Here is a 24,881-nt window from a genome sequence, read left to right as displayed (position 1 = left end):
CCGAGCGACGATTCCGGCATACCGCCAAAAATCTATCGCTTGTAGGGATCGCCGTCGGGGAGCCAGACGTCCGGGCCGTGGATGCCGAGGTCGCCCACGCCCTCGGCCAGGGCGTCCACCACGGCCAGCACCGAGTCGCGGACCTCGTCGGCGCGCCACACCAGCGACCAGGTCCAGTAGACCTCGGGCGCGATCACCGGCCGCTTGACCAGGTCCGGAGGGAGCGGGGCGGTCTGGCCCTTCGGGGAGTTGACGACCGGTCCGCGGCAGCGGCGGACGTGGTCGAAGAATCCGCTGCCGGTGATACCGCCGTCGGAGATACGGATCGTGCGGGCCCCCGTGTCGGCGGCGAAACGCTCCGCGTAGACGTTCCACGACTGCCAGGTGGTGGTGTCGTCGTCGAGGAGGACGACGGTGTCCTCGGCCCGGACGGCACTGGTGTCGTCGCCGGTGGAGACCGCGTAGAGCAGGTCCGCGCCCAGGAGCCGGGACCGCAGGCCGCACCGCTCCAGGTCCGCCGTCTGCACCCAGCAGATCGCGAGGTCCAAGCCGCCCTCGGCCACCCGGGCGGCCTGGGTGTGGGAGGGCCCGACCCACGCGTCCACGTGCAGCCGGGCCACCGCGGACGCACGGGCCGCCAGGTCGGCGGGGAGCCAGTTGGTGTAGCCGAGCCGCACCGCCTCCGAGCCGGCCAGCTGCTTGGCGCGGCGCCCCACGTCGTCGGCGCGCTCCAGCAGCGCCCGGACGTGCGGGAGCAGCGCCGAGCCCGCGGGGGTGATCGACACCGACCGGCGGTCGCGGTCGAAGAGCCTGACCCCCAGGTCGCGTTCGAGCGCCTTGATCTGCTGGGACAGCGAGGGCCCGGCGATGAGGAGCCGTTCGGCCGCCCTCCCGAAGTTCAGCTCCTCGGCGACCGCGACGAAATACCGAAGTTGACGCAGCTCCACGCCGCCATGCTAGGGCCTGGCCTGCCGGATCTCCGTCACGGGGGGCGTGTGGGAGTCGCAGCCTCGCAGCAGGGAGGAAACCGGTCCTGGCGCACGTCCCGCCGGCGCGCCCACGATGGGGGCCGGTCGGAATTCCCGACCGGGACAAGTAGCGGGACCGGCCGGTCGACGACACAATAGTCGATCGGTCGTATACTGCTGTCATGGGACGCACAAGTGATGCCAGGGAGAAGATCATCACTGCCGCGCAGACGCTCATCGAGCAGCGCGGCTACTCCGCCCTGGGGGTGGCCGAGATCTGCAAGGCGGCCGGGGTGCCCAAGGGCAGCTTCTACTACTTCTTCGAGTCCAAGGAAGCCCTCGCCCTGACCGTCATCGACGAGCACTGGGCGGCGCAGAGGCGCGACTGGACCCGCATCCTGGGCGCCGCCGAGGCACCGCTGGAGCGGCTGCGCAGGCTGTTCGAGGCGACCGAGGAGAGCCAGCACGCGGGGCAGCAGTCCTGCGGCACGGTCTCCGGGTGCATGTTCGGCAACCTGACGCTGGAGATGAGCAACCAGACGGAGTCCATCCGCGGACGGCTGCAGGAGATCTTCGAGACGCAGGTCGACATGATCGACGAGGTCGTCACCGAGGCCCGCGAGCGCGGCGACGTCACCGTCGCCGACACCCACGCGGCCGCGGCGTCGATCGTCGCCCAGCTCGAGGGACAGGTGCTCTTCGCCAAGCTGTACAACGACACCGGGCGCCTCAGCCCGCTGTGGACGAACTGCCTCGCCATCCTCGGCGTGACCGGGCCTCAGAAGGCCGTCGCCGCCGTGTAAAGGTTCCGCACCACGGGCGCGGCGCGCGACCGCGGTGCGGCACCGTACGGCACCAGGGGCGGAGGTCAGCGGCCCGGCAGCCGCTCCGTGATCTCCTGGAGCACCCATTCGTTGCCGTCGGGGTCGCTGAACGACGCGAAGGAGCAGTAACTGCGTCGCTCCGCGTCGGGGCCGGACACACGTCCTTCCGTCCCGGCACGGTGGAAGATCCCTCCGGCGTCGTGGAACGGTCCGGCCACCTCGACCCCGCGTCCCACGAGTTCCTCGCGGGCGGCGACCACGTCCTCCACGATCAGGTGGAGGCCCTGGACCGAGCCGGGCGCCGCCGAGCTGACCCCGGTGCCGAAGATGACCGAGCAGGGCGAGCCGGGCGGGGTCACCTGGACCACGCGGAAGTCCTCGCCGGTGGTGAGGTCCGCGTCCAGCCGCCAGCCGAGGCCCACGTAGAAGTCCTTGGCCCGGTCGACGTCGGCGACGGGCACCACCACGACCTCGAGTTTCATGTCCACTGGGGTTGCTCCCTTCCCTTGCCCCGTCCGGCGCGCAGGGGCGCGCCGGACGTCCACGGTCCCGCGGGGATGATCCGTACCCCCGCTCCCCCACGGGCGGACGGCGCGGACCGGACGGCCACCGCGTTGGCGGTGCGGGCAGCGCTCGGTCGTGTCGTCAAATGAGCGCCGGCCGCCCGAAGGGCGGGCCCAGCGGCGTCTGGTGCGGTGCATCGCAAGGCGGCGAGTCGTCCTCGTAGTGGGCTACTCGGTCGATTCGACAACGCAGCGTGGGGGCACCCCCGGCCGAAGGCTGGGGGAGTGCCGTGCCAGGCGCCGCGGGGCAGGCGGGCATTTGACGACACGGCCTAGCGGGCGAGGAACGGAAGCAGGGCCGCCGTGACGTCGGCGGGGGCTTCGAGGGCCACGAGGTGCGCCGCGGCCGGGAACTCGGCCAGGGTGGCGCCGGGGATCGTGGCGGCGTAGCGGCGGGCGATGTCCTGGAAGTCCGCCACGTCGAGGAGGCCGACGCCGATCAGGGTGGGCACGGAGAGTGCGGCAACGTCGCCGTCCGCGCGGCCCCGTGAGTGCGCCTCGACGGCGCCCTGATGGGTCAGCGCCGTCCGCAGCGGCCCGCGGAGCCGGTCGGCCGCCCCGGCGGGGACCTCGTCCCATCCGCGGGCCGGGCCGCGCAACCACATGTCCAGGTTGACGCGGACCGCGGCCTCGTGGTCGCCCGCTGCGAGCGCCTCGGTCTCGGCCTCGTCGTAGGCGATCATCTGCGGCGACCAGTCGTACCCGGGCCACGGCGGGGAGAGCACGGCCAGGGAGTGGACGCGCCCGGGGTTGGCGAGCGCGAAGTCGATTGCCACGCGGCCGCCGAAGGACGCACCGACCACGCGGGCGCGGTCGAGGCCGAAGTGGTCCAGGACGCGGCGCAGGTCGTCGTGCTCGCTGAACGGGCCGGCCGGTGGCGGGGACTGGCCGAAACCGCGCATGTCGTAGCGGATGACGGTGTGGTGCTGCGCGAGGCCGGGCACGACCCCGTCCCACATCCGGTGGTCGGCGACGCCCGCGTGCACGAGGACGACGGGCGGGCCTTCCCCCGTCACCGTGCAGGCGAGACGTCCGAGTTCGTCGGCGAGTATGAGCATCCGCAGATGCTCGCACGGAACCGAACCGCGCCGCGCATCGCAGGCGCCGGTGCCGGCACCGGCCTCAGCGCGTCGTGTACGTCAGGTAGGCGAACTGGCCGACCCGCTCGACGCCCGTCAGCCGCAGCCGGGCCGAGGTCAGCCTCCTCGGCAGCAGCGGTGCACCGGCGCCGAGGGTGACCGGGGCGACGCCCAGGATCAGGTCGTCCAGCAGCCCGTGGTCGGCGAAGGAGCCGACCAGTTCACCGCCGCCCACCAGCCAGATGTTCCGGCCCCCGGCGGCGGTGGCCATGGCCTGGTGGACGGGGCGGACGTCGTCGCGCACGAAGGTGACGTCCGCCCCGGGGACGGCGGGCAGGTCCCGGTGGGTGAAGACCCAGGCAGGGGTGGTGCCGTAGTACTCGGTCCACTTCCCGGGCCGCTCCAGGAGGCGGTCGTGCTGCAGGATCCACTCGTACGTGGTGGCGCCCATCGCGAAGGCCCCGACGTCGGCGAAGAAGGCCCTGAAGCTCTCGAAGCCCTCCCCCTCGACCTCGAAGAGCCAGTCGAGGGAGTCGTCCGGGTCGGCGATGAAGCCGTCGAGGCTGGTCGCGGTGAAGTACTGGGTCCTCGTCACCCCCTCAGCTTCGCATCGGGGGGTGACCGATCGTCGGCACTACAGCAGTCCTTCCGCCACCGGGCCGAGGGACAGGACGGGCAGGAAGTTCAGCAGGGCGAGGATCAGGGCGGCGCCGGTGGCCAGGACGACGAAGTTGACCCCGTGCGGGCGCAGGGTGCCGACCGTGACCACGCCGGCCCGCTGGCGCGCGAGGCGCCCCGCCAGGGCCAGGACGAACACCACGGGGACGTAGCGGCCGATCAGCATGGCGACGACCATCAGCAGGTTGTGCAGGTCGGTGGCGCCGTTGAAGCCGGCCATCGCGCTGCCGTTGCCGGCCGTGTTGCTGGTGTACGCGTAGACGAGTTCGGTCAGGCCGTGCGGGCCGGGGTTGCCCATCGAGGAGCGCCCGCCGGGCAGGGCGACGGCGATGGCCGAGCACACCAGGATCGCGGTGGGCGCGACGAGCGCGTAGAGCACGACGTACCGCATCTCCCCGGTGCCGATCCGCTTGCGCAGGTACTCGGGCGTGCGGCCGACCATCAGGCCGCCGACGAAGACCGCGACGAGGACGGCCACGAGCAGTCCGTACAGGCCGCTCCCGGTGCCGCCGGGCGCGACCTCGCCGAGCATCATGCCCGCCAGCAGGACGCCGCCGCCGAGGCTGGAGAAGCTGTCGTACGAGGAGTTGGCGGCGCCGTCCGCCGAGGCGGTGGCCGACACGCCGAACAGGGTGCTCGCCGGGACGCCGAACCGGGTCTCGGTGCCCTCGGTCTGACCGCCCACCGCGGCGCCGACGGTGCCGGTGTGGGCGCTCTGGGCGAGGTGGGCGGCGGCCAGCAGCAGGCCGAAGAGGATGCCGACCACCGCGAGGAGGGTCCAGCTCTGCTTCAGGCTGCCGACGAGCCGGCCGTAGGTGCGGATCAGGGCGGTCGGGATGAGGAGCATGAGCACGATCTCGAGCGTGTTGCTCCAGGCCGAGGGGTTCTCCAGGGGGTGGGCGCTGTTGGCGTTGAAGACACCGCCGCCGTCGCCCGACATCAGCTTGATGGACTCCCAGGAGCCGACGGGGGCGGCGAGCTGGTCGCTCCCCGACAGGTGCTGCGGCACGCCGAGGGCGATCAGCAGGAGTCCGGAGACGACCGCGAGGGGCAGGAAGACGCGGAAGACGCTGCGGACGAGGTCGACCCAGAAGTTGCCGAGCCGGTCGGTGTCGCGCCGGACCAGCCCCCGGACGAGGGCCAGCGCGACGCAGATGCCGACCGCGCCGGAGGCGAACGCCTGGGTGCCCAGGCCCGCCATGACGGCGAGGTGGCCGGTGGTGGACTCGCCCGCGTAGTTCTGCCAGCTGGTGTTGGTGGTGAAGCTGACGGCGGTGTGCAGGGCGAGCCTCCACGGCATGCCGTCGCGACCGAGCGACCACGGCAACCGGTCCTGCAGGGTGAACAGGGCGAACAGGGCGGCGATGCTCACGGCCGAGAAGGCCAGCAGCGCGAACAGGTAGTGCCGCCAGTCCTGTTCCTTGTCGGGGTCGACGCCGCACAGGCGGTAGAGGGCGCGCTCGGGTCTCAGGTGGCGGCCGCCCTCGAGGGCGCGTGCCATGTAGTCGCCGAGCGGGACGTGGAGGCCCACCACGACGGCGATGACGAGGGAGGCCTGGATCCAGCCGTACATGTCTGCTCTCACGCTCCGCGCGTCGGGTGGGTGCGGTCCAGGGCGGCGTTGAGCTCGACGACGTTGACGGCGGGCTCGCCGAGCACGCCGAGGGCGCGGCCGGTGGTGTACTTCGCGATCAGGGCGCGCACGGTGTCCTCGCCAAGCGCCCGCTCGCGGGCGACGCGGGGTGCCTGGAGGCCCGCGTACGCGGGGCTGATGTCGGGGTCGAGGCCGCTGGCGCCGGCGGTGACCGCGTCGACGGGGACCTCGGGGCGGGCCTGGGCGTCGCCGCGTACGGGGGTGACGACGGCGCGGGTGTAGTCGGCGCCGGGTTCCGCGCAGCGGACGGCCACGTGCTCGTAGGCCGTGAGGAACGGCCGGGCGGGGCAGGGCTGGTTGAGGCTGACGACGCGGGTCACGCGGCCCGTGGTGCCGCCCTGGCGGAAGACCCCGAGCACGGCGCCGACGCCGTCGGGGGTGCAGTAGGGGCGCGAACCGTCGACGTGCTCCCGCTCGCCGATCGCCTTGCTGCGCGAGCACACCTGGGTGAGCAGGCTGGGCCTGTCGGGGGTGTCGACGACGTTCTCGGCGCCCTGGTTGCCGGCGCCGGAGGCCGCGGTGTCGTAGCCGTCGCCCGCGTTGGAGGGGCGCGACTGGAAGTAGCCGGGCAGTGGGTCGCCCTGGGCGTCGGTGTAGGCCTTGCCGATGAGCGTGTCGCGTGAGGAGGCGTCCCGCAGGCCCGGCGCCTGGGCGAGCAGCGTCATGCCGAGGGGGTAGGCCAGTCCGACGAGGAGGGTGAGCGCGAGCACCATGCGGACGGCCGCGAGGTGGTGCGCGGCCCAGCGGGGCAGCGTGGAGGTACCGGTCATGGTCAGATCCCCGGGATGAACTGGACGAGGGCGACGTCGATGAGCTTGATCGCGAGGAACGGCACGACCACCCCGCCGAGGCCGTACACCCACAGGTTGCGGGTGAGCAGCGCCGAGGCGCTGCTGGGCCGGTAGCGCACGCCCCGCAGGGCGAGCGGGATCAGCGCGACGATGACGACGGCGTTGAAGACGACGGCCGACAGGATCGCCGAGGCGGGCGAGTGCAGCCGCATGATGTTCACGGCGTCGAGGGCCGGGTAGACCCCGCCGAACATCGCGGGGAGGATCGCGAAGTACTTGGCGATGTCGTTGGCGATCGAGAAGGCCGTCAGCGCGCCACGGGTGATGAGGAGTTGCTTGCCGATCTCGACGATCTCCACGATCTTCGTGGGGTCGGAGTCGAGGTCGACCATGTTGCCCGCCTCCTTGGCGGCCGAGGTGCCGGTGTTCATGGCGACGCCCACGTCCGCCTGGGCCAGTGCCGGGGCGTCGTTGGTGCCGTCGCCGGTCATGGCGACGAGGTGGCCGCCGGCCTGCTCGTGCTTGATCAGGGCGAGCTTGTCCTCGGGGGTCGCCTCGGCGAGGAAGTCGTCCACGCCCGCCTCCTCGGCGATGGCGCGGGCGGTCACCGGGTTGTCGCCGGTGATCATCACGGTGCGGATGCCCATCCGGCGCATCTCCTCGAAGCGTTCGCGCAGCCCGGGCTTGACGACGTCCTTGAGGTGGATGACGCCCAGGACGCGCGCGGGGCCGCCGCCGGCCGGGAGTTCGGCGACGGCGAGCGGCGTCCCGCCCGCGGCGGACACCTGCTCGACGTACACGTCCATGCCCGCCGGGACCGTTCCGCCCTCGTCGCGGACCCAGGCGGCGACCGCGGCGGCGGCACCCTTGCGCAGCTTCCTGCCTCCGGGGAGGTCCACCCCGGACATGCGGGTGGTGGCGCTGAAGGCCACCCACCGGGCGTCGGGCAGGTCCATCTCGTCGGCCTTGTGGTGGGACAGCGCGTAGTGCTCGCGGGCGTGGGCGACGATGGAGCGTCCCTCGGGGGTCCGGTCGGCGAGGCTCGACAGCAGCGCGGACTGGGCGAACCGTTCGGGCTCGACGGCCCCGACCGGCAGGAAGGCGCTCGCCTGCCGGTTGCCGTAGGTGATGGTGCCGGTCTTGTCGAGCAGGAGCGTGTTCACGTCGCCCGCGGCCTCGACGGCGCGGCCGGAGGAGGCGAGGACGTTGCGCTGCACCAGGCGGTCCATTCCCGCGATGCCGATGGCAGACAGCAGGGCGCCGATCGTCGTCGGGATGAGGCAGACGAGCAGCGAGACCAGGACGATGCCGGTGACGCCGTCGGCGGTGATCGCGGCGCTGTCGGGGGCGGCGCCCATGAAGCCCTTGGAGAAGATCGCCATGGGCTGCAGGGTGACGACGGCGACCAGGAAGACGAAGGTCAGCATGACGAGCAGCAGGTTGAGGGCGAGCTCGTTCGGCGTCTTCTGCCGGTTGGCGCCCTCGACCAGGCCGATCATCCGGTCCAGGAAGCTGCGTCCGGACTCCTGGGTGATGCGCACGACGATGCGGTCGGACAGCACCCTGGTGCCGCCGGTGACGGCCGAGCGGTCGCCACCCGCCTCGCGGATGACGGGTGCGGACTCGCCGGTGATGGCGGACTCGTCGACGCTGGCGACGCCCTCGACGACATCGCCGTCGCCAGGGATCGTCTCCCCGGCCTCGACGACGATGGTGTCACCGCGGCGCAGCGCGATGGCGTGCACCACCTTCTCGCCGTCCTCCGTCAGCCGGCGGGCGGTGGTCAGCTTGCGCATGCGGCGCAAGGAGTCGGCCTGGGCCTTGCCGCGGCTCTCGGCGACGGCCTCGGCGAGGTTGCCGAAGACGACGGTCAGCCAGAGCCACACCGTGATCAGCCAGCCGAACAGGGTTGGATGGACGAGGGCCAGCCCGGTGGTCAGGGCCGCGCCGACCTCGGTGACGAACATGATCGGGTTACGGACCAGCGTCACCGGGTTGAGCTTGCGCAGGGCGTCGGGAAAGGCGAGCCACAGCTGTCCGGGGTCGAGCAGTCCTGCGCCGACCCGGCGCTTCCCGTCGGCCTCCGGGGGAAGCGCGGGGCTTTCACGGTCCGGTCTGACGGGTGCGGGTGCGGTGGTCATCGGATTCCCTCCGCGACGATCAGGCGGACGGCGTACTCCACACTCACCGGACTCTCTCTTCTGGTGGATCGGGACCCGTGGACCGGGCCTCTTGGAACGGAAATGGGCATGGCGCACCTCCGGGCAGGGGGACGCGGGGACATCACCTGCCCGGAGGGCGTTCGGACGGCGTCGGGGACGCCTGGTCGTGGGGCCTTGGGGGCCCCGGGGCTCAGAGCCCGATGTCGCGGTTGCGGAAGTCGGCGAGCGACTCGCGACGGACCAGCAGCCGGGCCCGGCCCTCGTGGACCGCGACGACCGGCGGACGGCCGACGAGGTTGTACGTGGACGCCATCGACAGGTGGTAGGCGCCCGCGACCGGCACCGCCAGCAGGTCCCCGGGCCGGACGTCGGCCGGCAGGGGCACCGCGGAGGCGAGGATGTCACCGGCCTCGCAGTGCCGGCCGACCACGGTCATCAGGGCCGGTTCCTCCGTGGAGTGACGGCCGATCAGCCGGGGGCTGTAGCGCACCCCGTACAGCGCGGGCCGGGGGTTGTCGCTCATGCCGCCGTCGACGGCCACGAAGGTCTGTCCGCCGGTGCGCTTGACCGACAGCACGTGGTAGAGCGCGACACCGGCGGGGCCCACGATCGCGCGGCCCGGCTCCACCGTCAGCCGCGGCACCGGCAGCCCGGCGGCCGCGCAGCCCTCGGCGAGCTCGGCGCGTATCCGCGCGGACAGCGTCGTCAGGTCCATCGCCGCCTCGGCCGGCCGGTAGGCGACCGCGTGGCCGCCGCCCAGGTCCAGCTCCGGCAGCGTGACGCCGTGCTGCCTGCGTACGGCGGCCAGCAGCCCGACCAGCCGGCGCACGGCCGCGAGGTACGGCTTGACGCTGCTGATCTGCGAGCCCAGGTGGCAGTGGAGACCGACCAGTTCCAGCCGCGGCTGCTCCAGGACGCGCGCGATGGCGTGCTGCGCCGATCCGTCGGTCAGGGACAGCCCGAACTTCTGGTCGTCGGTGCCGGTGCGCACCGCGTTGTGGTGACCGGCGGCGATGCCCGGCACGATGCGGAGCAGCACCTTCTGCCGGTCCCCCGGCGGGACGTGGGCGGCCAGCCGGGCGATCTCGCCGGTGCTGTCGATCACGATCCGGCCCACGCCGAGGCGCAGCGCCGTGGCCAGGTCCTCCGGGCTCTTGGCGTTGCCATGGAGCAGGATGCGCTCCGGCGGGAAACCGGTGACGACCGCGAGCTCGAGCTCCCCGGCCGAGCAGACGTCGAGGCCGAGGCCCTCCTCGTCCACCCAGTGGGCCATGGCACGGCACATGAAGGCCTTGGCGGCGTACAGCACGTCGCCGTCGGGGAAGGCCGCGCGGTAGGCACGGCAGCGGTCGCGTACCTCGCCCTCGTCCAGGACGTAGGCGGGGGTGCCGAAGCGTTCGGCGATCTCCGTGAGGGGGACCCCGCCCACGGTGACCTCACCGTGGGGGGCGGAGGAGGCGGACGCGGGCCACACCGACAGGTCGGCGTCGGGGTACGCGGTCTCCAGGTGCTCGGTGACGAGAGTCATGACGGCGCTCCTTTCAGCCGATCCACAGGGCCAGGGCGTCGACCAGCGCGACCGCGCCGGTGACCCTGAGGACCCCGAGAGTCTGGGGGTCGAGCCGGCGACCGGTCTCCTCCGGTACGTCCGACACGGCGGGTGCGGCGAACTGCGGGTCCACGGTCAGTGCCGTGACGCCCAGCGGCCGGGCGAGCGACCGCAGCGCGGATTCCGACAGGGTGATCCACTGCTGGTCGGCGCCGAGCGTCTCGGTGAGGCGCTCGGTGGTGGTGAAGCCGACGGCTGTGCGGCCGCCCAGGGGCGTGCGGAACATGCGCGCGACGCATCCCACGGGTCCCGGCCGGACGGGGACGTACAACGTCTCCCGGTGTCGTCCGGCCGGGGACGGATCCGAAGGCTCGGGGTCGTCCCCGTACATGAGCTCTGTCATGGCTTCCTCCTGCTGCGGCACCTGCTGCGGTTCCTGGGGCGCCCCGGCCGGGGCCGGCGTTCCGGGACGCACCAGGGACGCTATGCCCGCCGCCTGGGGGGTGGGGGCGATCCCTGACGCGACGTTTACGGCGAGCGCGCGAACGTTAACGGCGCGGGTCGCGGGGGTGGGGCGGGCGGCGTCAGGATCGCGACAAGGACCCCTGGTCCGCGCGTTTCCGGGCGTTTCATGGAAGGCATGAGTGAGGTCCGCGAAGAGTGCGTCGTCGTCGGCGTCAGCGGCTCCCCCGGGAGCGTGGCGGCGCTGCGCCGGGCCGCCGAGGAGGCCCGGCGGCGGGAGTGCGTGCTGACCGTGGTCACCGCCTGGGAGACGGCCTGGGACGGTGCCGGTGCGACGCAGAACCGGTGGCCGCCGCCCCCGCCGGACCCCGACCGGTGGCGACGGCTGGCCCGGCGCCGGCTCCTCATGGCCTTGGACGCCGCCTTCGACGGCGACCTGCCGCTGGACCCCCCGCTGCGTCCGGTCCTCGCGCTGGGCCGTCCGGGACCGGCGCTGGTGGAGGTGGCCGGCGAGGGCGCGGGACTGCTGGTGGTCGGTGCCGGTTCCCACGGCCCCTGGCAGCGGCTCTTCGCGCCGTCCGTCGCGGCGCACTGCTTCACGCACGCCCGCTGCCCGGTACTGGCCGTGCCGTCCGCGCCCGGACTGCCGTCGGCCCGGGGTGGCGGGAGCGGGCGGCGGTTCGGCGCCAGGTGGCGCCGGGACGGATTCGTCACCCCCTGAGCCCGGCACCACGAGGGTCAACACCGCAGGGCAGGCATGGCCCTGCGGCGGTCCAACCCCGCAACCCACGCGGCGGGTTGGAAAACGGTCAGGGTCACGCGCCGGCCAGGGTCGCGCCCGGGACCGGCACGACGCGGAGGTGGACGGCGGTCCGCGGGTGCGGGCTTGGCTCGCGGCCAGGACGCGATATAGCGTTAGTTCGCGACCTGTGTATCGCGTCTCACCGAAGCCGCCGACCAGAACGGGGTGGGGACATGCCGGAGGAGATCCCGCCAGCGGGTGGACCGTCCGCTACGGGCGCGCCGCCCCCGTTGCGGGCCTCGCACGCGGACCGGGACCGGGTGGTGGACGTCCTGACCGTGGCCGCGGGCGACGGGCGGCTGTCCGCCGACGAGCTGGACGAGCGCCTGGAGGCCGCCCTGTCGGCCCGTACGCTCGACGAACTGGCACCGCTCACCGCCGACCTTCCGGCGGCCGCGGGGGCGCCGGGCGTGGCCGCAACGGACGTCAAGGACCTGGTCCGGGTCGACCACCGCGGAGGTTCGTTCCGCCGCGTCGACCGGTGGGTCGTGCCGCGGCGCATGGAGGTCCGGTCGGAGTGGGGCGAGGTGCTGCTCGACTTCACCGGCGCCGTGATCACGCAGGACACCCTCCGCATCGACGTGGACGTCCGTGGCGGCTCCCTGGTGCTGGTGACGCGGCCCGGGATCGTGGTGGACGCCGACGAGCTGGCCGTCAGCTTCGGCAAGGTGGACATCCGGCCGGCGGCCGGCCCGGCGACACCGGTGGCCCTGCGCGTGGAGCTGGTGGGTGAGCTGGAGTTCGGGCAGGTGCGGGCGCGGCCGCCGCGGCGGACGTTCCTGCGGTGGCTCTTCCGCCGTCCCGCCGCGCTCCCGGCGCTCACCGGCTGATCCGGCGCGCGGCCACGGTGCGGGCGCCCCCGGTCCGGCCGTCTCGTCCCGCGGCGGGCCGGGGCCCGCGATACTGACCGGCGATGAGCCTCCGCATGGTGCCCCTGCGCTTCGGCATGCCCTACGGCGCGCCCTCCACCGGTCCGTCACGGGAGGTCTACGTCCCTCCCGTCGAGGCGGGGGACGACGGTTTCAGCGAACTGATCTTCGCGGCCGAGACCGTGGCGGTCTGCGTCGTCGCGGCGCTGTTGGTCGTCTTCCTGGTGACGGACCGCCGGTCCCCCAAGCGGCGGGCCCGCCACCGCCGTTGACGCCAGTTGTCAGGCCGGGCCGGCCGGGCCCGCCCGGGCGGACGCGGCACCTCGTCAGCCCGATCCTGTTCCCCGCCGAGGCCCCGGCCGGCTGAAGGACCCGGGCACGTCACACCGCGCGGCGCCGCACGAACTGACGCGGGGCGCCGAACTCGATGCGCCAGTCGTTGCTGCGCATCAAGGTCCCGCTGCCCCTGGGGTACTCGAAGTCGCAGGCGCCCCGCAGGGTGAACCCCAGGCGGCGGCACAGGGCGTTCGACGGTGCGTTCCGCACGGACGGGAAGGCGTGCAGCGCATGGGGAGCCCCCGGGGTGCGGGCGGCCTCGCGCACGACGGCGATCAGCGCGGCACCGGCCGCGGCGGCGATGCCCCTGCCCTGGTACGGCGGCAGGACGTTCCACCCGGTCTCATAGACCGGTTCGCCCTGCCAGTCCCGGCGGTGGTACGCGATGCTGCCCACCGGCTCGTCGCCGAGGAGCACGGCGTACATGCGGCCCAGCCCGGCTTCCGGGAGGGCCAGGTAGCGCTGGTGCCGGGCGAGCAGCCGCTCCTCGGGCTCGGGGCCCCCGACGTGCCGCCGCATCTCGGGGGTGTTGATCCGCCGCAGGAGCGGAAGGTCCGCCTCCGACCAGGGCTCCAGGTGAACGTCCATGCGGAGGAGCCTGGCAGGGCCCCGTGGCGCCTTGCACCTTCGTTTCCCCCGGGGCGCACCCGGCGCGGGTACTGCGTGTGGCGGCGGGTACGATCTGCCGCGATGCGCAGTGACGGAGGAGCCGGCCGAGGCGGTGCGATACCCGCCCGCCTGAGCGGTGTTGTCCTCGTCCTGTGCGGGCTGCTCGCCGCCCTCGCGGTCTGCGGCCACTCCGGGGCGCCGGACGACCCGTACGGCCCCGCGCGGACCCTCGTCTCCTCGCACGTCGCCGACGAGGTGTGCACGGACGGCCATGACCCCGGCAGGCGCGGCAACGGCTGCTCCCCCGCGGAGCACACGCCGGTGACCCTGGGCTCCGCGCCCCTGCCGCACCTCGCCGGCGCGGAACTGCCGTCGGTGTGGCCGCCCGCGGCCGCCGCCGCGGGACTGCGTGCGCCGTCCCCCGGCACCGTGCGCTCCCTCGACCTGCACATGCTCCAGATCCAGCGGACGTAGAAGGGCCGACCGCACCGGCGGCGACCGCCGGTGCGCGCCGTACGTCATCCGCCCCTTCACCAGCACCGCCGTGTCACCGACGCGGCGGGGAATCAGGACATGCCATGGGTTCCCCCCATTCCAAGGCCAGGGCCACCGACCGCCGTGCGCGCGTCGAGGAGATACGCCGCCAGGAGCAGGCCCGCGAACGCCGCAACCGGATCATCACCGTCACCGCGTGCACGGCCATCCTCGTCGCGCTGGTCGGTGGCGGCGTCTACCTGGTCAACGCCGCCGGCGACGACGGCGCCGGCAGCGGGAAGACCGCGGCCGCCGGCTCCATCAGCGGGGAGAAGACGTGGTCCGGGCTCACGCAGAACCACGTCGACAAGACCGTCGACTACCCCATGAGCCCGCCCGCCGGCGGCGACCACAACCCCGTCTGGCAGAACTGCAACGGCGACGTCTACGACAAGCCCGTCACCGATGAGAACGCCGTGCACGCCCTGGAGCACGGCGCGGTGTGGGTCACGTACACCGACAAGGCGTCGGACGCCGACGTCAAGACGCTCGGCGCCCGCGTCTCGAAGACCCCGTACTCCCTGATGAGCCCTTACGCGGACCAGGCCTCACCGATCACCCTCACCGCATGGGGCCACCAGTTGGGCGTCACCAAGGCCGACGATCCGCGCGTGGCGAAGTTCTTCGACACCTATGTGCAGGGCGACCAGACCCCCGAGCCCGGCGCGCCCTGCACCGGAGGCAAGGCCTCGTGACCGCCGCCCGGGGCGCGGGCAGGCCGCTGCTCGCGCTCGCCGGCGCCATGGCGCTGGTCATGGTCGCGGCCCTGGCCTTCACCCTGCTCACGGCACGGCCCAGCAGCGGGGGCACCCCGGCCACGGACTCACCCGACGCCGGCTTCGCGCGCGCCATGGCGATCCACCACCAGCAAGCGGTGGAGCTGTCCCTGATCGTCCGCGACCGCACGGACGACGAGGACGTCCGCAGGCTCGCCTACGACGTCATCAACACCCAGGCCAACCAGCGCGGCATGCTGCTCGGCTGGCTGGACGTCTGGGGGCTTCCCAAGTCGTCGTCGAAGCCGCCCATGACGTGGATGGGCCACGACACGGCCTACGCGCCCCACGACGGGTCGCTGATGCCGGGCATGGCCACGGACACCGAACTGCGACGGCTCGACGCGGCCCGGGGCAAGGCCGCCGCGGTCCTCTACCTCCAACTGCTCACCGCCCACCACAAGGGCGGCGTGGAGATGGCCGCCGCGGCCGCCGACCTCGCCCGGACCGACCAGGTACGGCGCTTGGCGGCGGGCATGGTCCAGGGCCAGGAGGCGGAGATACGCCTGATGGCGGACATGCTCGCGGCCCGCGGCGCGAGTCCGAACGCCTGATCCCGCCGGGGGCGCTCCCGGAGGCCGCTTGCCTCCGGGGGCCCCGGCGGTCCCGCGGCCGGGGCCGGGCGCGTCGGTGCAGGTCACCGCCGTCTTATCGAAGTTGACAACGGTCACCGGTGCAGTCTTTGCCGATCGGTGTGCCGATGTGTTTCCCTGCGGGTGTCGTACCTGGAACGGGGAGGTCGCCGCACCATGAACGCGCACGATCACGAGCACGAGCACGGGCACGGGCACGGTGTGGCCGAGAACGCCGACCGGCGCTGGCTGGGGCTCGCGCTGGGGCTGATCGCCGGCTTCATGGCCGTCGAGGTCGTCGTCGGTCTGCTGGTGGGGTCCCTCGCGCTGCTCTCCGACGCCGCGCACATGCTCACCGACGCCGCCTCGATCGTGCTGGCGCTCGTCGCGATGCGGCTGGCGGCGCGCCCGGCGCGGGGCGGCTTCACGTACGGGCTCAAGCGCGCCGAGATCCTCTCGGCGCAGGCGAACGGCATCACCCTGCTGCTCCTCGCCGCGTGGCTGGCGTACGAGGCGGTGCGGCGGCTCGTCTCACCGCCCGACGTGGCGGGCGGCCCGGTGCTGGTCACCGCGCTGGCCGGAGTGGTCGTCAACGTCGGCGCCGCATGGTGCCTGTCGCGGGCCAACCGCACGTCCCTCAACGTCGAGGGCGCGTTCCAGCACGTGCTGAACGACCTGTACGCCTTCATCGGCACCGCTGTGGCGGGCCTGGTCGTCCTGCTGACCGGGTTCGTCCGCGCCGACGCCATCGCGACGCTCGTGGTGGTCGGCCTGATGCTCAAGGCGGGGTGCGGGCTGGTGCGCGACTCCGGGCGGATCTTCCTGGAGGCGGCCCCGGCAGGGCTGGACACGGACGAGGTGGGCGACCGCCTCGCCGCCCACGACGCCGTCACCGAGGTCCACGACCTGCACATCTGGACCATCACCTCCGGCCAGCCCGCCCTGTCGGCGCACGTCCTGGTCGAGCCGGGCGGTGACTGCCATGCCGTCCGGCGCGACCTGGAGCACCTGCTCGGCGCGGACTACGGGCTCACCCACACCACCCTGCAGGTCGACCACGCGCCCGCCGAGCTCCTCACCGTGGGCGGTGCCCCGGACGCCGGGTCCGGTAGGGCGGACGGCCACTGCGGCGAGGCGCACGGTCCGGTGCACCGCGCCGGGCCGCACGGGCACTGACCCACCCGCTCAGCCGAGGCCCGGCACAAACTGCACCACGGCCATGTCGATGAGCTTGATGCCCAGGAACGGCAGGACCAGCCCGCCGATCCCGTACACCATCAGGTTGCGCCGCAGCAGGTCGCCCGCCGAGGAGGGCGTGTAGCGGACGCCGCGCAGCGCCAGCGGGATCAGCGCCACGATGATGAGGGCGTTGAAGATGATCGCCGAGGTGATCGCGGACGCCGGGCTGTGCAGCCGCATGACGTTGAGGGCGGACAGCCCGGGATAGGTCGCCGCGAACATCGCGGGGATGATCGCGAAGTACTTCGCCACGTCGTTGACGATGGAGAAGGTCGTCAGGGCACCCCGGGTGATGAGCAGTTGCTTGCCGACCTCGACGATCTCGATCAGCTTGGTGGGGTCGGAGTCCAGGTCCACCATGTTCCCGGCCTCCTTGGCGGCCGAGGTGCCGGTGTTCATCGCCACGCCCACGTCCGCCTGGGCCAGCGCCGGGGCGTCGTTGGTGCCGTCACCGGTCATCGCGACCAGGTTGCCGCCGGCCTGCTCCCGCTTGATGAGGGCGAGCTTGTCCTCCGGGGTCGCCTCGGCCAGCACGTCGTCGACGCCGGCCTCATCGGCGATGGCACGCGCGGTGAGCGGGTTGTCCCCGGTGACCATCACCGTGCGGATGCCCATCCGCCGCAGTTCCGCGAAGCGTTCGCGGATGCCGTCCTTGACGACGTCCTTGAGGTGGACGACGCCGAGGACCCGCGCGCCGTTCCAGTCGTCGAGGGCCACCAGCAGGGGGGTGCCGCCCGAGGCGCCGATGGCGTCCACCAGGTGACCTGCCTCCTCGGGGACCTGGCCCCCGCGACCGGTGACCCAGCCGGCCACCGTGCCGGCCGCGCCCTTGCGCACGGAGGCGCCCGCGCCGTCCTCCCAGCGCAGATCGACCCCGCTCATGCGGGTGCGGGCGGTGAAGGGCACGAAGCGGGTCTGTCCGAGCTCGCCCTCCGACGGGGCGCGCAGCCCGTACCGTTGCTTGGCCAGGACGACGATGGAGCGGCCCTCGGGGGTCTCGTCGGCGAGGCTGGAGACCTGCGCGGCCTGCGCGAGCTGCATGGCGTCGACGCCGGTGAGCGGGATGAACGCGGCGGCCCGGCGGTTGCCGAACGTGATGGTGCCGGTCTTGTCCAGCAGCAGGGTGGAGACGTCCCCGGCCGCCTCGACGGCACGCCCGGACATCGCCAGCACGTTGCGCTGCACGAGGCGGTCCATGCCGGCGATGCCGATCGCCGAGAGCAGCGCGCCGATGGTCGTCGGGATCAGGGTGACCAGCAGGGCCACGAGGACGACGGTGCTCTGCGCCGCGTCCGCGTAGGCGGCCATCGGCTGGAGGGTGACGACGACCAGGATGAAGACGATCGTGAGCGAGGCCAGCAGGATGTTGAGGGCGATCTCGTTGGGCGTCTTCTGCCGGGTGGCGCCCTCGACCAGGGCGATCATGCGGTCGAGGAAGGTCCGGCCCGGGCGGGAGGTGACGCGCACGACGATGCGGTCGGAGAGCACCTTCGTGCCGCCGGTGACCCCCGAACGGTCGCCGCCCGCCTCCCGGATCACGGGGGCGGACTCGCCCGTGATGGCCGACTCGTCGACGGCGGCGATCCCGTCGACGACCTCGCCGTCGCCCGGCACGGTCTCCCCCGCCTCGACGAGGACGACGTCGAACGGCTTCAGCTCGCCGGCGGGGATCGTCTGCTCGGTGTGGTCACGGCCGTAGGGGCGCCAGCCGGTCAGCCGCCGGGCGACGGTGTCGGTCCTGGTGCGGCGCAGCGCCTCGGCCTGGGCCTTGCCGCGGCCCTCGGCGACGGCCTCCGCCAGGTTGGCGAAGACGACGGTGAGCCAGAGCCAGGCGCTGATCACCCAGGCGAAGACGCTCGGATGCACGACCGCCGAGGCGGTGGTCAGCGCGGCGCCGGTCTCGACGACGAACAGGACGGGGGTGCGCACCATGCGGCGGGGGTCGAGCTTGCGCAGCGCCTCGGGCAACGCCTCCAGGAGCAGGCGGGGATCCAGCAGGCCTGCGGACACCTTGCGCCTGCCGCCGGGGCGTACGGGCGGCTGCGTGGGCGGGGCCGGGGTGCGGTCGGTCGAGGGAGCCAGGGGCTGCATGCTCGGGGTGCCTTCTGCTGGTCTGTTCACCGGTGGACGGTCACCAGCACACCGTCGCCGGGAGGACCGCGGCACGCTCCTGACAGGTCCTTTGCGGTACGGGAGGGCGATTCTGACGCGGCGTTGACGTGCCCGTGCGCGCGCAGGTGACGCCGCCACGGCAAGCGGGCGGGGCGCGCGTCAGGGCGCCGTCAGGAATCGCCGCCGGTCCTTGTCCGCGGATCCGCCGCGGCATTGGATGGGGAGCGTGAACAGCGGCCCGCGCCATGACGACCGGCCACCCCATCGGGTGCCGCCGGTACCGCGCGCTGTCCTCCCGCCGGTGTCCTGAGGGCACCGGTTTCCCGTGGCCGCCCCGGGCGGCCGCCCCTGTTCCCCGTACGCGAGCGCCGTCACCCGTGTGTCCGGCGCGATGTGGCGTACCGATCCACGGAGTGGTCCATGTCTGCGTCCTTCGTCCCCGTCGTCCCCCCGCGCACCGCCCTGGTCACCGGGGCGACGTCCGGCATCGGGTGGGAGACCGCCCGGCTGCTCGCCGAGCGGGGCTGCACGGTCATCGTCCACGGTCGCGACACGGAGTCGGCGCACCACGCGGTGGAGCGGCTGGTGGCGGCCGGCACCGAACGGGTCCGGCTGCGCCTGGCGGTGGCCGACTTCACCCGGCTCTCCGAGGTCCGCCACCTGGCGGCCACCGTGCGGGGCCTGCATCCCGCGCTGGACGTCCTCGTCAACAACGCCGCGGTCGTCGCGCCGGAGCGCCACACCCTCACGGCCGACGGCCACGAGATCTCCTTCCAGGTGAACTTCCTCGCGGCCTACCTGCTCACGCGTGAGCTGGCCGGCCCGCTGGCGGCGCGCCCCGGCGCCCGGGTGGTCAACGTGTCGTCCGCGACGCACCGGTCGGCCTCCCTGGCGTGGAGCGACCTGAACCGTTCCCGCCGCTACTCGCGGCACGCCGCGTACGCCCAGTCGCAGCTGGCCCTCACCGTCTTCGCCCGGGCGGCCGCGCCGGCCGGCGTCACGGCCGTCAGCGTGCACCCGGGGGTGTGCGAGACGCGTCTGCTGCCGCTGTACGCGCACGAGGGCGAGCCCGCTGCCGAGGGCGCCGCGCGGGTGGCCCGGCTGTGCGACCCGGAGACCGAACTCGTCCCGGGCGCCTACTACGACCGGGCCACGCTCGCCCCGGCCGCCCGGACCGCGGTCGAGGACCGCACGGTGCACCGTCTGTGCAAGGTCGCCGACCTGCTCGTCACCGCCTGAGGGGAGGACCACCGTGTCCAAGCGTGCCCGCAAGAAGAGGGCCAGGCGCAAGAAGGGCGCCGGCCACGGCAACAAGCCCGGCCAGGGCTGATGTCCTCACGGCGGTGCGGACCGCAGGGTCGACGACCCCGGTCCGCACCGCCGTCCGTTTCGCAGCACGTACCACGGCGTACGCGGAAGGTGTGATCACCGGTGATCGAAGTCCCCTCCCTGGACGGCTGGTTCCCCTCCGGGGTGCCCGGGCCCGCGGCGCTCGCGGAGCACGTGGAGGCGACCGGCAACGGGCAGTGGTGGGCCGACCGGGCGGTCGGGCCCCGCGCGGTCGCGGTGGCGTGCGCGGACCACGTGCTGCTGGAGGGCGATCCCCGGTACCTCGACCCGGACGCGCTCGCTGCCCTGGGGAACGACGGCTACGTCCTGGCGCGCACGGCTTTCCTGCCGGTCCTGGGGGCGGCGTTCGACCGGATCGTGCCCTGGGAGCGGATGATCTGGGTGCAGTCGCGGCCGGTGCCGCGGAGGCTGCCGCCGCGGGACGTGGTGGTGCGCAGGCTGGCGCCGGGAGACGGAGCGGCCGTGGCCGGCGCGGGCGACGACGCCGCCTGGATCAGCCGTAGTTGGGGCGGTGCGCACGGGCTCGCAGCGTCGGGCCACGCGTGGGGGGCGTTCCGCTCGGGCCGCCTGGTCTCGCTGGCGTGCACGTACTTCCTCGGCGGCGTGTACGAGGACCTCGCGGTCGTCACGCTGCGCGGCCACCGCCGCGAGGGCCTGGCACTCGCCTGCCTGTCGGGCCTGTGCGGCGACGTCGCGGCCCGCGGTCGCACACCCAGCTGGACCTGCTCGCGCGGGAACCGGCCCAGCCGGCGGCTGGCCTGGACGGCGGGTTTCCGGCTGTTCGGCGAGTACGTCCACTACGGCGTCGGGCGGCCCGCGGCAGCGGGCCGCCCGGGTGGGGTCACGCGCGCCGTCAAGGCACGTTGACCGCCGGCCCGGCCCGCTCCGACGCGGGTCAGGCGGGCGACGCGGGCGGACGACCAACGAACGCACCCCGCCCGGTGGGCCCCCACCGGGCGGGGTGCGGTGCGTCGGCTCAGGGCTCGAAGCGGTAGCCCATGCCCGGCACGGTGATCAGGTGGCGCGGGTGGGCGGGGTCCGGCTCCAGCTTGTGCCGGAGGGTGGCGAGGTAGACCCGCAGGTAGTTGGTGCGTTTCTCGTTGCCCGGGCCCCATACGTCGCGCAGCAGCTGGCGCCCGGTGATCAGGCGCCCGGGATTGCGCAGCAGCGGGGCGAGCAGCCGCCACTCGGTGGGCGTGAGCCGCGGGGCCGCACCCTTGCCGGAGCGGCGCTCGACGGTGAACGCGCCCAGGTCGACGCGGTAGTCCGCGATGGTGACCGTCTCCGGCTCCTCCAGGACAGGCGGGCGGCGCAGCACGGCGCGCAGGCGGGCCGCCAGTTCGTCCATGGAGAACGGCTTGGTCACGAAGTCGTCGGCCCCCGCGTCCAGCGCCTCGACCTTGTCGGCAGGCCCGGTCCGCCCGGTCAGCACGATGATGGGCAGCGGGCTCCAGGCCCGCACGCCGTGGATGATGTCGGTGCCGGACATATCGGGCAGCCCGAGGTCGAGGATGAGGGCGTCGGGCGGCTGCCGGGACACCAGCAGCAGTGCCGTGGTGCCGTCGGGGGCGGTGGCGACGGCGTAGTGACGTGCCGTCAGGTTGATGTCCAGCGCCTTCAGGATCTGCGGTTCGTCGTCGACGATCAGGACGCGCCTCATGTCAGCGCCTCCTCCCCGCCGGTGGGGGCGGCGGGCACGTCGGCCGGACCGCCGGCGGTGGGCAGGGACAGGACCATGGTGAGACCTCCGCCAGGGGTGTCCTCGGGGGTGAGGGTGCCGCCCATGGCCTCGGTCAGGCCGCGCGAGAGGGCGAGCCCGAGACCGAGGCCGGTGGTGTTGTCGGTGTCGCCGAGCCGCTGGAAGGGTTCGAAGACCCTCTCCCGGTCGGCGGGTCGGAGGCCGGGTCCGCGGTCCGCGACGCGCAGCTCGATGCGGGGGCCGAGGGCGCTGGCGCTGACCAGGACCGCGGTGCCTTCCGGGGCGTACCGCTGGGCGTTGGTCACCAGGTTGGCGATGACACGTTCCAGGAGCGGCGGGTCGGCCAGCGCGAACGGTACGTCCGCCAGGCCCCGGGTGGTGACGGGGACCGTGCTCTCGGCCAGGCTGTCGAGGGCGAGCGAGGCCGCTTCGGCCACGGAGGCGGGCTCGAGGGCCAGGCTGAGCGCGCCGGCCTGCAGCCGGCTCATGTCGAGGAGGTTGTCCACCAGCCGGTTGAGCCGGTCCAGGGACACCTCTGCGGTGGCCAGCAGTTCCTCCTGGTCCTCGGCGGAGAACTCGACCTCCCGGCTGCGCAGCGAGCTGACGGCCGCCCAGGCGCCGGCCAGCGGGGTGCGCAGGTCGTGGCTGACCGCCGCGAGCAACGCCGTCCGCATGCGGTCGGCCGCCCTGACGGGCTCCACCTCCGCTGCGGCCTCGGCAAGCCGGGCCCGTTCCAGCGCGGAGGCCACGTGCCCGGCGAAGGCGATGAGCACACGCCGCTCCGATGCCGCCAGGCGGCGGCCGCGCAGGACGAGGACGTCGTCCGGTCCGACGGGCACGGCCACCACGCCGTCCGCGGGGTCGTCCACCGGCACCGCCCCGCCGTCGGAGCCGTGCACGAGCTCGGCCGACTCCATGCCGAAGGCCTCCCGCGTTCGGTGCAGCAGGGCCTCGACGGCCTGGTCGCCGCGCAGGATGCTCCCGGCGAGGGAGGACAGCGTCTCGGCCTCGGCGGTGGCGTTGGCCGCGCGTCTGGACAGCCGCAGCGAGCGGTCCACGATCGTCGCGACGGTCACGGCGACGAGCGCGAACACGGCGAGCGCCAGCATGTTGTTGGTCTCGCCGATGGTGAACCGGCCGATGGGCGGTATGAAGTAGTAGTTCAGCAGCAGGGACGCGGTCAGGGACGCGAGCAGCGCGGAGACGACGCCGCCGATGCAGGCGACGCCGACCACGGTCAGCAGGAAGAGCAGCGCCTCGCTGGTGAGGTTCAGATGGCCCCGGCTGTTGGCGAGCACCGCGGTGAGCAGGGCGGGCAGGACCAGTCCCGCGACGGGGCCCGCCACCTTCCGCGCCGTGGGCAGCGAGCTGCCGGTGGCGGGCAGGAGGCGGCCGCGTCCCGCGCGCTCGTGGGTGACCATGTGGACGTCGATGTCGCCGGAGCGTTCCACGATGGTCTCGCCGACCCCGCGCCCGGTGAGGAACTGCGAGAGCCGCCCGCGCCGGCTGGTACCCATCACCAGCTGGGTGGCGCTCTCGGCCCGCGCGAAGTCCAGCAGGGCGTCGGGGACGTGGTCCCCGACGACGGAATGGAGGGTGCCGCCGAGGCTCTCCACGAGGGCCCGCTGTTTGGCCAGGGCGGCGGGCGAGGCGTCGGCCAGTCCGTCGCTGCGCACGATGTGGACGGCGAGCAGGTCGCCGCCGGCGGACCGGGCGGCGATCCGGGCGGCGCGGCGGATGAGGGTGCCGCCCTCCGGGCCGCCGGTGACGGCGACCACGACACGCTCCCGCGTCTCCCAGACGCGTCCGATGCCGTGCTCGGAGCGGTACTTCTGCAGCGCCTCGTCCACCCGTCCGGCGACCCAGAGCAGGGCGAGTTCGCGCAGCGCGGTGAGGTTGCCGACGCGGAAGTAGTTCGACAGGGCGGCGTCGACCTTCTCCGGGGCGTAGACGTTGCCGTGGGCCATCCGGCGGCGCAGTGCCTCGGCGGGCATGTCGACGAGCTCGATCTGGTCGGCGCGGCGGACGACCTCGTCCGGGACGGTCTCCCGCTGCGGCACGCCGGTGATCTTCTCGACGACGTCGTTGAGCGACTCCAGGTGCTGGATGTTGACGGCGGTGATCACGTCGATCCCCGCCCTGAGGAGCACCTCGATGTCCTGCCAGCGCTTGGCGTGGCGGCCGCCGGGGATGTTGGTGTGGGCCATCTCGTCGACGAGTGCCACCTGCGGCGCGCGGGCGAGGACGGCGTCGAGGTCCATCTCGGTGAAGACGGTGCCCCGGTAGTCGCGTTCCGCGCGGGGCACGACCTCCAGACCGTCGAGCATCTCCTCCGTGAGCGGCCGCTTGTGGCACTCGACGTACCCCACGACGACGTCGGTGCCCCGGGCGCCCCGGCGGCGTGCCTCGTCGAGCATGCGGTAGGTCTTCCCGACTCCGGGGGCCGCCCCGAGGAAGACCTTGAGTCTGCCGGGCCGTCCGCGGGGAGCGCCGGCCGGGGCCGGGACGACTGGCTGCGTCACCGGGAGTCCTTCCTTGTGCGGGTGTCACGCCGCCCGGCGGCGCAGGTGTTCCCTGCGCCGCCGGGCGGCGTGGTACGGGCGGTTCGACGGTGACGGGACGTCACTTCAGCTCGGTGAGCGCCTGGTTGAGTTCCACCACGTTGACGCGCTCCGCGCCGAGGAAGCCGAGGGTCCGGCCCTGGACGTGGTCCTCCACCAGCTTGCGCACGGCGGCGGCGTCCAGGCCGCGGGCCTGGGCGACCCGCTCGACCTGCTCGCGGGCGTACTCGGGCGAGATGTGCGGGTCGAGGCCGGAGCCGGAGGCCGTGACGGCGTCGACCGGCACGTCCTCGGGGGCCACGCCGTCGAACTCGGCGACCGCGGCCCGGCGTTCCTTGATGGTCTTCACCAGGTCCTCGTCGTTCGGGCCGAGGTTGGAGGCGCCGGTGACCAGCGGGTCGTAGCCGCCGGGTCGCGGCTGGAACCACTTCGGGTCCGGCTGGGCGACCTCGTCGGCGTCGTCCGGGTCCTTCTTCGGGAGGGTGAAGTTCTGGCCGATGAGGCTGGAACCGACGGTCTTGCCGTCCTGGGTGATCCTGGAGCCGTTGGCCTGGTCGGAGAACGCCGCCTGGGCGACGCCGGTGACGGCCAGCGGGTACGCGATGCCCAGGAGCACCGTGAACACCAGCAGCATCCGCAGGGCGGCCACGTGGTTGCGGACCACGGTGGGCAGGGAGCCGAACATGATGGGT

24 protein-coding genes are annotated in these 24,881 nt (G+C 73.5%); 10 read left to right on the top strand and 14 right to left on the bottom strand.

Features of this window, described 5'->3' with window-relative positions:
* Window positions 1-32: 32 nt before the first annotated feature.
* A complete protein-coding gene (locus PV410_RS32610) occupies window positions 33-947 on the bottom strand; it encodes a LysR family transcriptional regulator (RefSeq protein ID WP_500329354.1) in 915 nt (304 codons plus the stop codon).
* A gap of 203 nt (window positions 948-1,150) precedes the next feature.
* On the opposite strand from PV410_RS32610, the gene PV410_RS32605 reads away from it, so the two are divergent.
* On the top strand, window positions 1,151-1,771 hold the full coding sequence (locus tag PV410_RS32605; RefSeq protein ID WP_500329353.1) for a TetR/AcrR family transcriptional regulator: 621 nt from the start codon (window positions 1,151-1,153) through the stop codon (window positions 1,769-1,771).
* A 65-nt stretch (window positions 1,772-1,836) separates the two neighbouring features.
* On the opposite strand, the gene PV410_RS32600 is transcribed toward PV410_RS32605, so the two are convergent.
* The 8 genes from PV410_RS32600 to PV410_RS32565 form a co-directional block, all read right to left on the bottom strand.
* Window positions 1,837-2,280, bottom strand: a complete 444-nt coding sequence (locus PV410_RS32600) for a VOC family protein (RefSeq protein WP_500329352.1) — start codon at window positions 2,278-2,280, stop codon at window positions 1,837-1,839.
* 347 nt (window positions 2,281-2,627) lie between these two features.
* Window positions 2,628-3,413, bottom strand: a complete 786-nt coding sequence (locus PV410_RS32595) for an alpha/beta fold hydrolase (protein ID WP_500329351.1) — start codon at window positions 3,411-3,413, stop codon at window positions 2,628-2,630.
* A gap of 64 nt (window positions 3,414-3,477) precedes the next feature.
* Window positions 3,478-4,029 (bottom strand): dihydrofolate reductase family protein, encoded by a 552-nt coding sequence (locus PV410_RS32590; protein WP_500329350.1) that lies wholly within the window; start codon window positions 4,027-4,029, stop codon window positions 3,478-3,480.
* Between the two features lie 39 nt (window positions 4,030-4,068).
* Entirely contained in the window at window positions 4,069-5,697 is a 1,629-nt protein-coding gene (gene kdpA / locus PV410_RS32585) for a potassium-transporting ATPase subunit KdpA (RefSeq protein ID WP_500329349.1), read from the bottom strand.
* Window positions 5,694-6,536 (bottom strand): potassium-transporting ATPase subunit C, encoded by an 843-nt coding sequence (locus tag PV410_RS32580; protein WP_500329348.1) that lies wholly within the window; start codon window positions 6,534-6,536, stop codon window positions 5,694-5,696. The genes kdpA and PV410_RS32580 overlap by 4 nt, the downstream gene beginning before the upstream one ends.
* A gap of 2 nt (window positions 6,537-6,538) precedes the next feature.
* Window positions 6,539-8,698 carry a potassium-transporting ATPase subunit KdpB gene (gene kdpB / locus PV410_RS32575; RefSeq protein WP_500329347.1) on the bottom strand — a complete coding sequence of 720 codons (2,160 nt, stop codon included), beginning with the start codon at window positions 8,696-8,698 and terminating at the stop codon, window positions 6,539-6,541.
* A 211-nt stretch (window positions 8,699-8,909) separates the two neighbouring features.
* The gene (gene lysA, locus PV410_RS32570) at window positions 8,910-10,247 is read right to left on the bottom strand and encodes a diaminopimelate decarboxylase (protein WP_500329346.1); all 1,338 of its coding nucleotides are present in this window, start codon (window positions 10,245-10,247) and stop codon (window positions 8,910-8,912) included.
* Window positions 10,248-10,260: 13 nt separating this feature from the next.
* Window positions 10,261-10,671: an SAV_915 family protein gene (locus PV410_RS32565; RefSeq protein ID WP_499509435.1), complete on the bottom strand. Its 411-nt coding sequence runs from the start codon at window positions 10,669-10,671 to the stop codon at window positions 10,261-10,263.
* 237 nt (window positions 10,672-10,908) lie between these two features.
* Between PV410_RS32565 and PV410_RS32560 the strand changes: the two genes are divergently transcribed.
* From PV410_RS32560 to PV410_RS32550, 3 genes are all read left to right on the top strand, one after another.
* On the top strand, window positions 10,909-11,451 hold the full coding sequence (locus tag PV410_RS32560; RefSeq protein WP_500329345.1) for a universal stress protein: 543 nt from the start codon (window positions 10,909-10,911) through the stop codon (window positions 11,449-11,451).
* A gap of 254 nt (window positions 11,452-11,705) precedes the next feature.
* Window positions 11,706-12,362, top strand: a complete 657-nt coding sequence (locus PV410_RS32555) for a DUF1707 SHOCT-like domain-containing protein (RefSeq protein WP_500329344.1) — start codon at window positions 11,706-11,708, stop codon at window positions 12,360-12,362.
* 83 nt (window positions 12,363-12,445) lie between these two features.
* Window positions 12,446-12,673: a hypothetical protein gene (locus PV410_RS32550; protein ID WP_500329343.1), complete on the top strand. Its 228-nt coding sequence runs from the start codon at window positions 12,446-12,448 to the stop codon at window positions 12,671-12,673.
* A 109-nt stretch (window positions 12,674-12,782) separates the two neighbouring features.
* Here PV410_RS32550 and PV410_RS32545 read toward each other — a convergent pair whose 3' ends face one another.
* Window positions 12,783-13,325: a GNAT family N-acetyltransferase gene (locus PV410_RS32545; protein WP_500329342.1), complete on the bottom strand. Its 543-nt coding sequence runs from the start codon at window positions 13,323-13,325 to the stop codon at window positions 12,783-12,785.
* A 102-nt stretch (window positions 13,326-13,427) separates the two neighbouring features.
* Here PV410_RS32545 and PV410_RS32540 point away from each other — a divergent pair, with 102 nt between their 5' ends.
* The 4 genes from PV410_RS32540 to PV410_RS32525 all read left to right on the top strand — a co-directional run bounded on the left by PV410_RS32540 (window position 13,428) and on the right by PV410_RS32525 (window position 16,404).
* Entirely contained in the window at window positions 13,428-13,820 is a 393-nt protein-coding gene (locus PV410_RS32540) for a hypothetical protein (protein WP_500329341.1), read from the top strand.
* Between the two features lie 104 nt (window positions 13,821-13,924).
* Window positions 13,925-14,575 carry a thioredoxin-like domain-containing protein gene (locus PV410_RS32535; RefSeq protein WP_500329340.1) on the top strand — a complete coding sequence of 217 codons (651 nt, stop codon included), beginning with the start codon at window positions 13,925-13,927 and terminating at the stop codon, window positions 14,573-14,575.
* Between the two features lie 47 nt (window positions 14,576-14,622).
* Window positions 14,623-15,210 carry a DUF305 domain-containing protein gene (locus tag PV410_RS32530; protein ID WP_500329411.1) on the top strand — a complete coding sequence of 196 codons (588 nt, stop codon included), beginning with the start codon at window positions 14,623-14,625 and terminating at the stop codon, window positions 15,208-15,210.
* Between the two features lie 195 nt (window positions 15,211-15,405).
* Window positions 15,406-16,404 carry a cation diffusion facilitator family transporter gene (locus PV410_RS32525; RefSeq protein WP_500329339.1) on the top strand — a complete coding sequence of 333 codons (999 nt, stop codon included), beginning with the start codon at window positions 15,406-15,408 and terminating at the stop codon, window positions 16,402-16,404.
* Between the two features lie 9 nt (window positions 16,405-16,413).
* On the opposite strand, the gene kdpB (PV410_RS32520) is transcribed toward PV410_RS32525, so the two are convergent.
* The gene (gene kdpB, locus PV410_RS32520) at window positions 16,414-18,558 is read right to left on the bottom strand and encodes a potassium-transporting ATPase subunit KdpB (protein WP_500329338.1); all 2,145 of its coding nucleotides are present in this window, start codon (window positions 18,556-18,558) and stop codon (window positions 16,414-16,416) included.
* Window positions 18,559-18,999: 441 nt separating this feature from the next.
* Here kdpB (PV410_RS32520) and PV410_RS32515 point away from each other — a divergent pair, with 441 nt between their 5' ends.
* Together PV410_RS32515 and PV410_RS32510 are read left to right on the top strand one after the other, a co-directional pair.
* Complete coding sequence (locus PV410_RS32515) at window positions 19,000-19,818, top strand: SDR family NAD(P)-dependent oxidoreductase (RefSeq protein WP_500329337.1); 819 nt, start codon at window positions 19,000-19,002, stop codon at window positions 19,816-19,818.
* A 192-nt stretch (window positions 19,819-20,010) separates the two neighbouring features.
* Window positions 20,011-20,796, top strand: coding sequence for a GNAT family N-acetyltransferase (locus tag PV410_RS32510; protein WP_500329336.1), 786 nt, complete (start codon window positions 20,011-20,013; stop codon window positions 20,794-20,796).
* A 109-nt stretch (window positions 20,797-20,905) separates the two neighbouring features.
* Here PV410_RS32510 and PV410_RS32505 read toward each other — a convergent pair whose 3' ends face one another.
* The 3 genes from PV410_RS32505 to kdpC all read right to left on the bottom strand — a co-directional run bounded on the left by PV410_RS32505 (window position 20,906) and on the right by kdpC (window position 24,874).
* Window positions 20,906-21,589, bottom strand: coding sequence for a response regulator (locus tag PV410_RS32505; RefSeq protein WP_500329335.1), 684 nt, complete (start codon window positions 21,587-21,589; stop codon window positions 20,906-20,908).
* Window positions 21,586-24,150, bottom strand: a complete 2,565-nt coding sequence (locus PV410_RS32500) for a sensor histidine kinase (protein ID WP_500329334.1) — start codon at window positions 24,148-24,150, stop codon at window positions 21,586-21,588. Before PV410_RS32500 ends, PV410_RS32505 begins: the two co-directional genes overlap by 4 nt.
* 100 nt (window positions 24,151-24,250) lie before the next feature.
* On the bottom strand, window positions 24,251-24,874 hold the full coding sequence (gene kdpC, locus PV410_RS32495; RefSeq protein WP_500329333.1) for a potassium-transporting ATPase subunit KdpC: 624 nt from the start codon (window positions 24,872-24,874) through the stop codon (window positions 24,251-24,253).
* Window positions 24,875-24,881 lie beyond the last annotated feature (7 nt).

The sequence above is a fragment of the Streptomyces sp. PA03-5A genome (assembly GCF_033792725.1).
Lineage (GTDB): Bacteria > Actinomycetota > Actinomycetes > Streptomycetales > Streptomycetaceae > Actinacidiphila.
The sequence above is the reverse complement of the archived record's forward strand: the minus strand, read 5'-3'. Positions and strand labels throughout refer to the sequence as shown.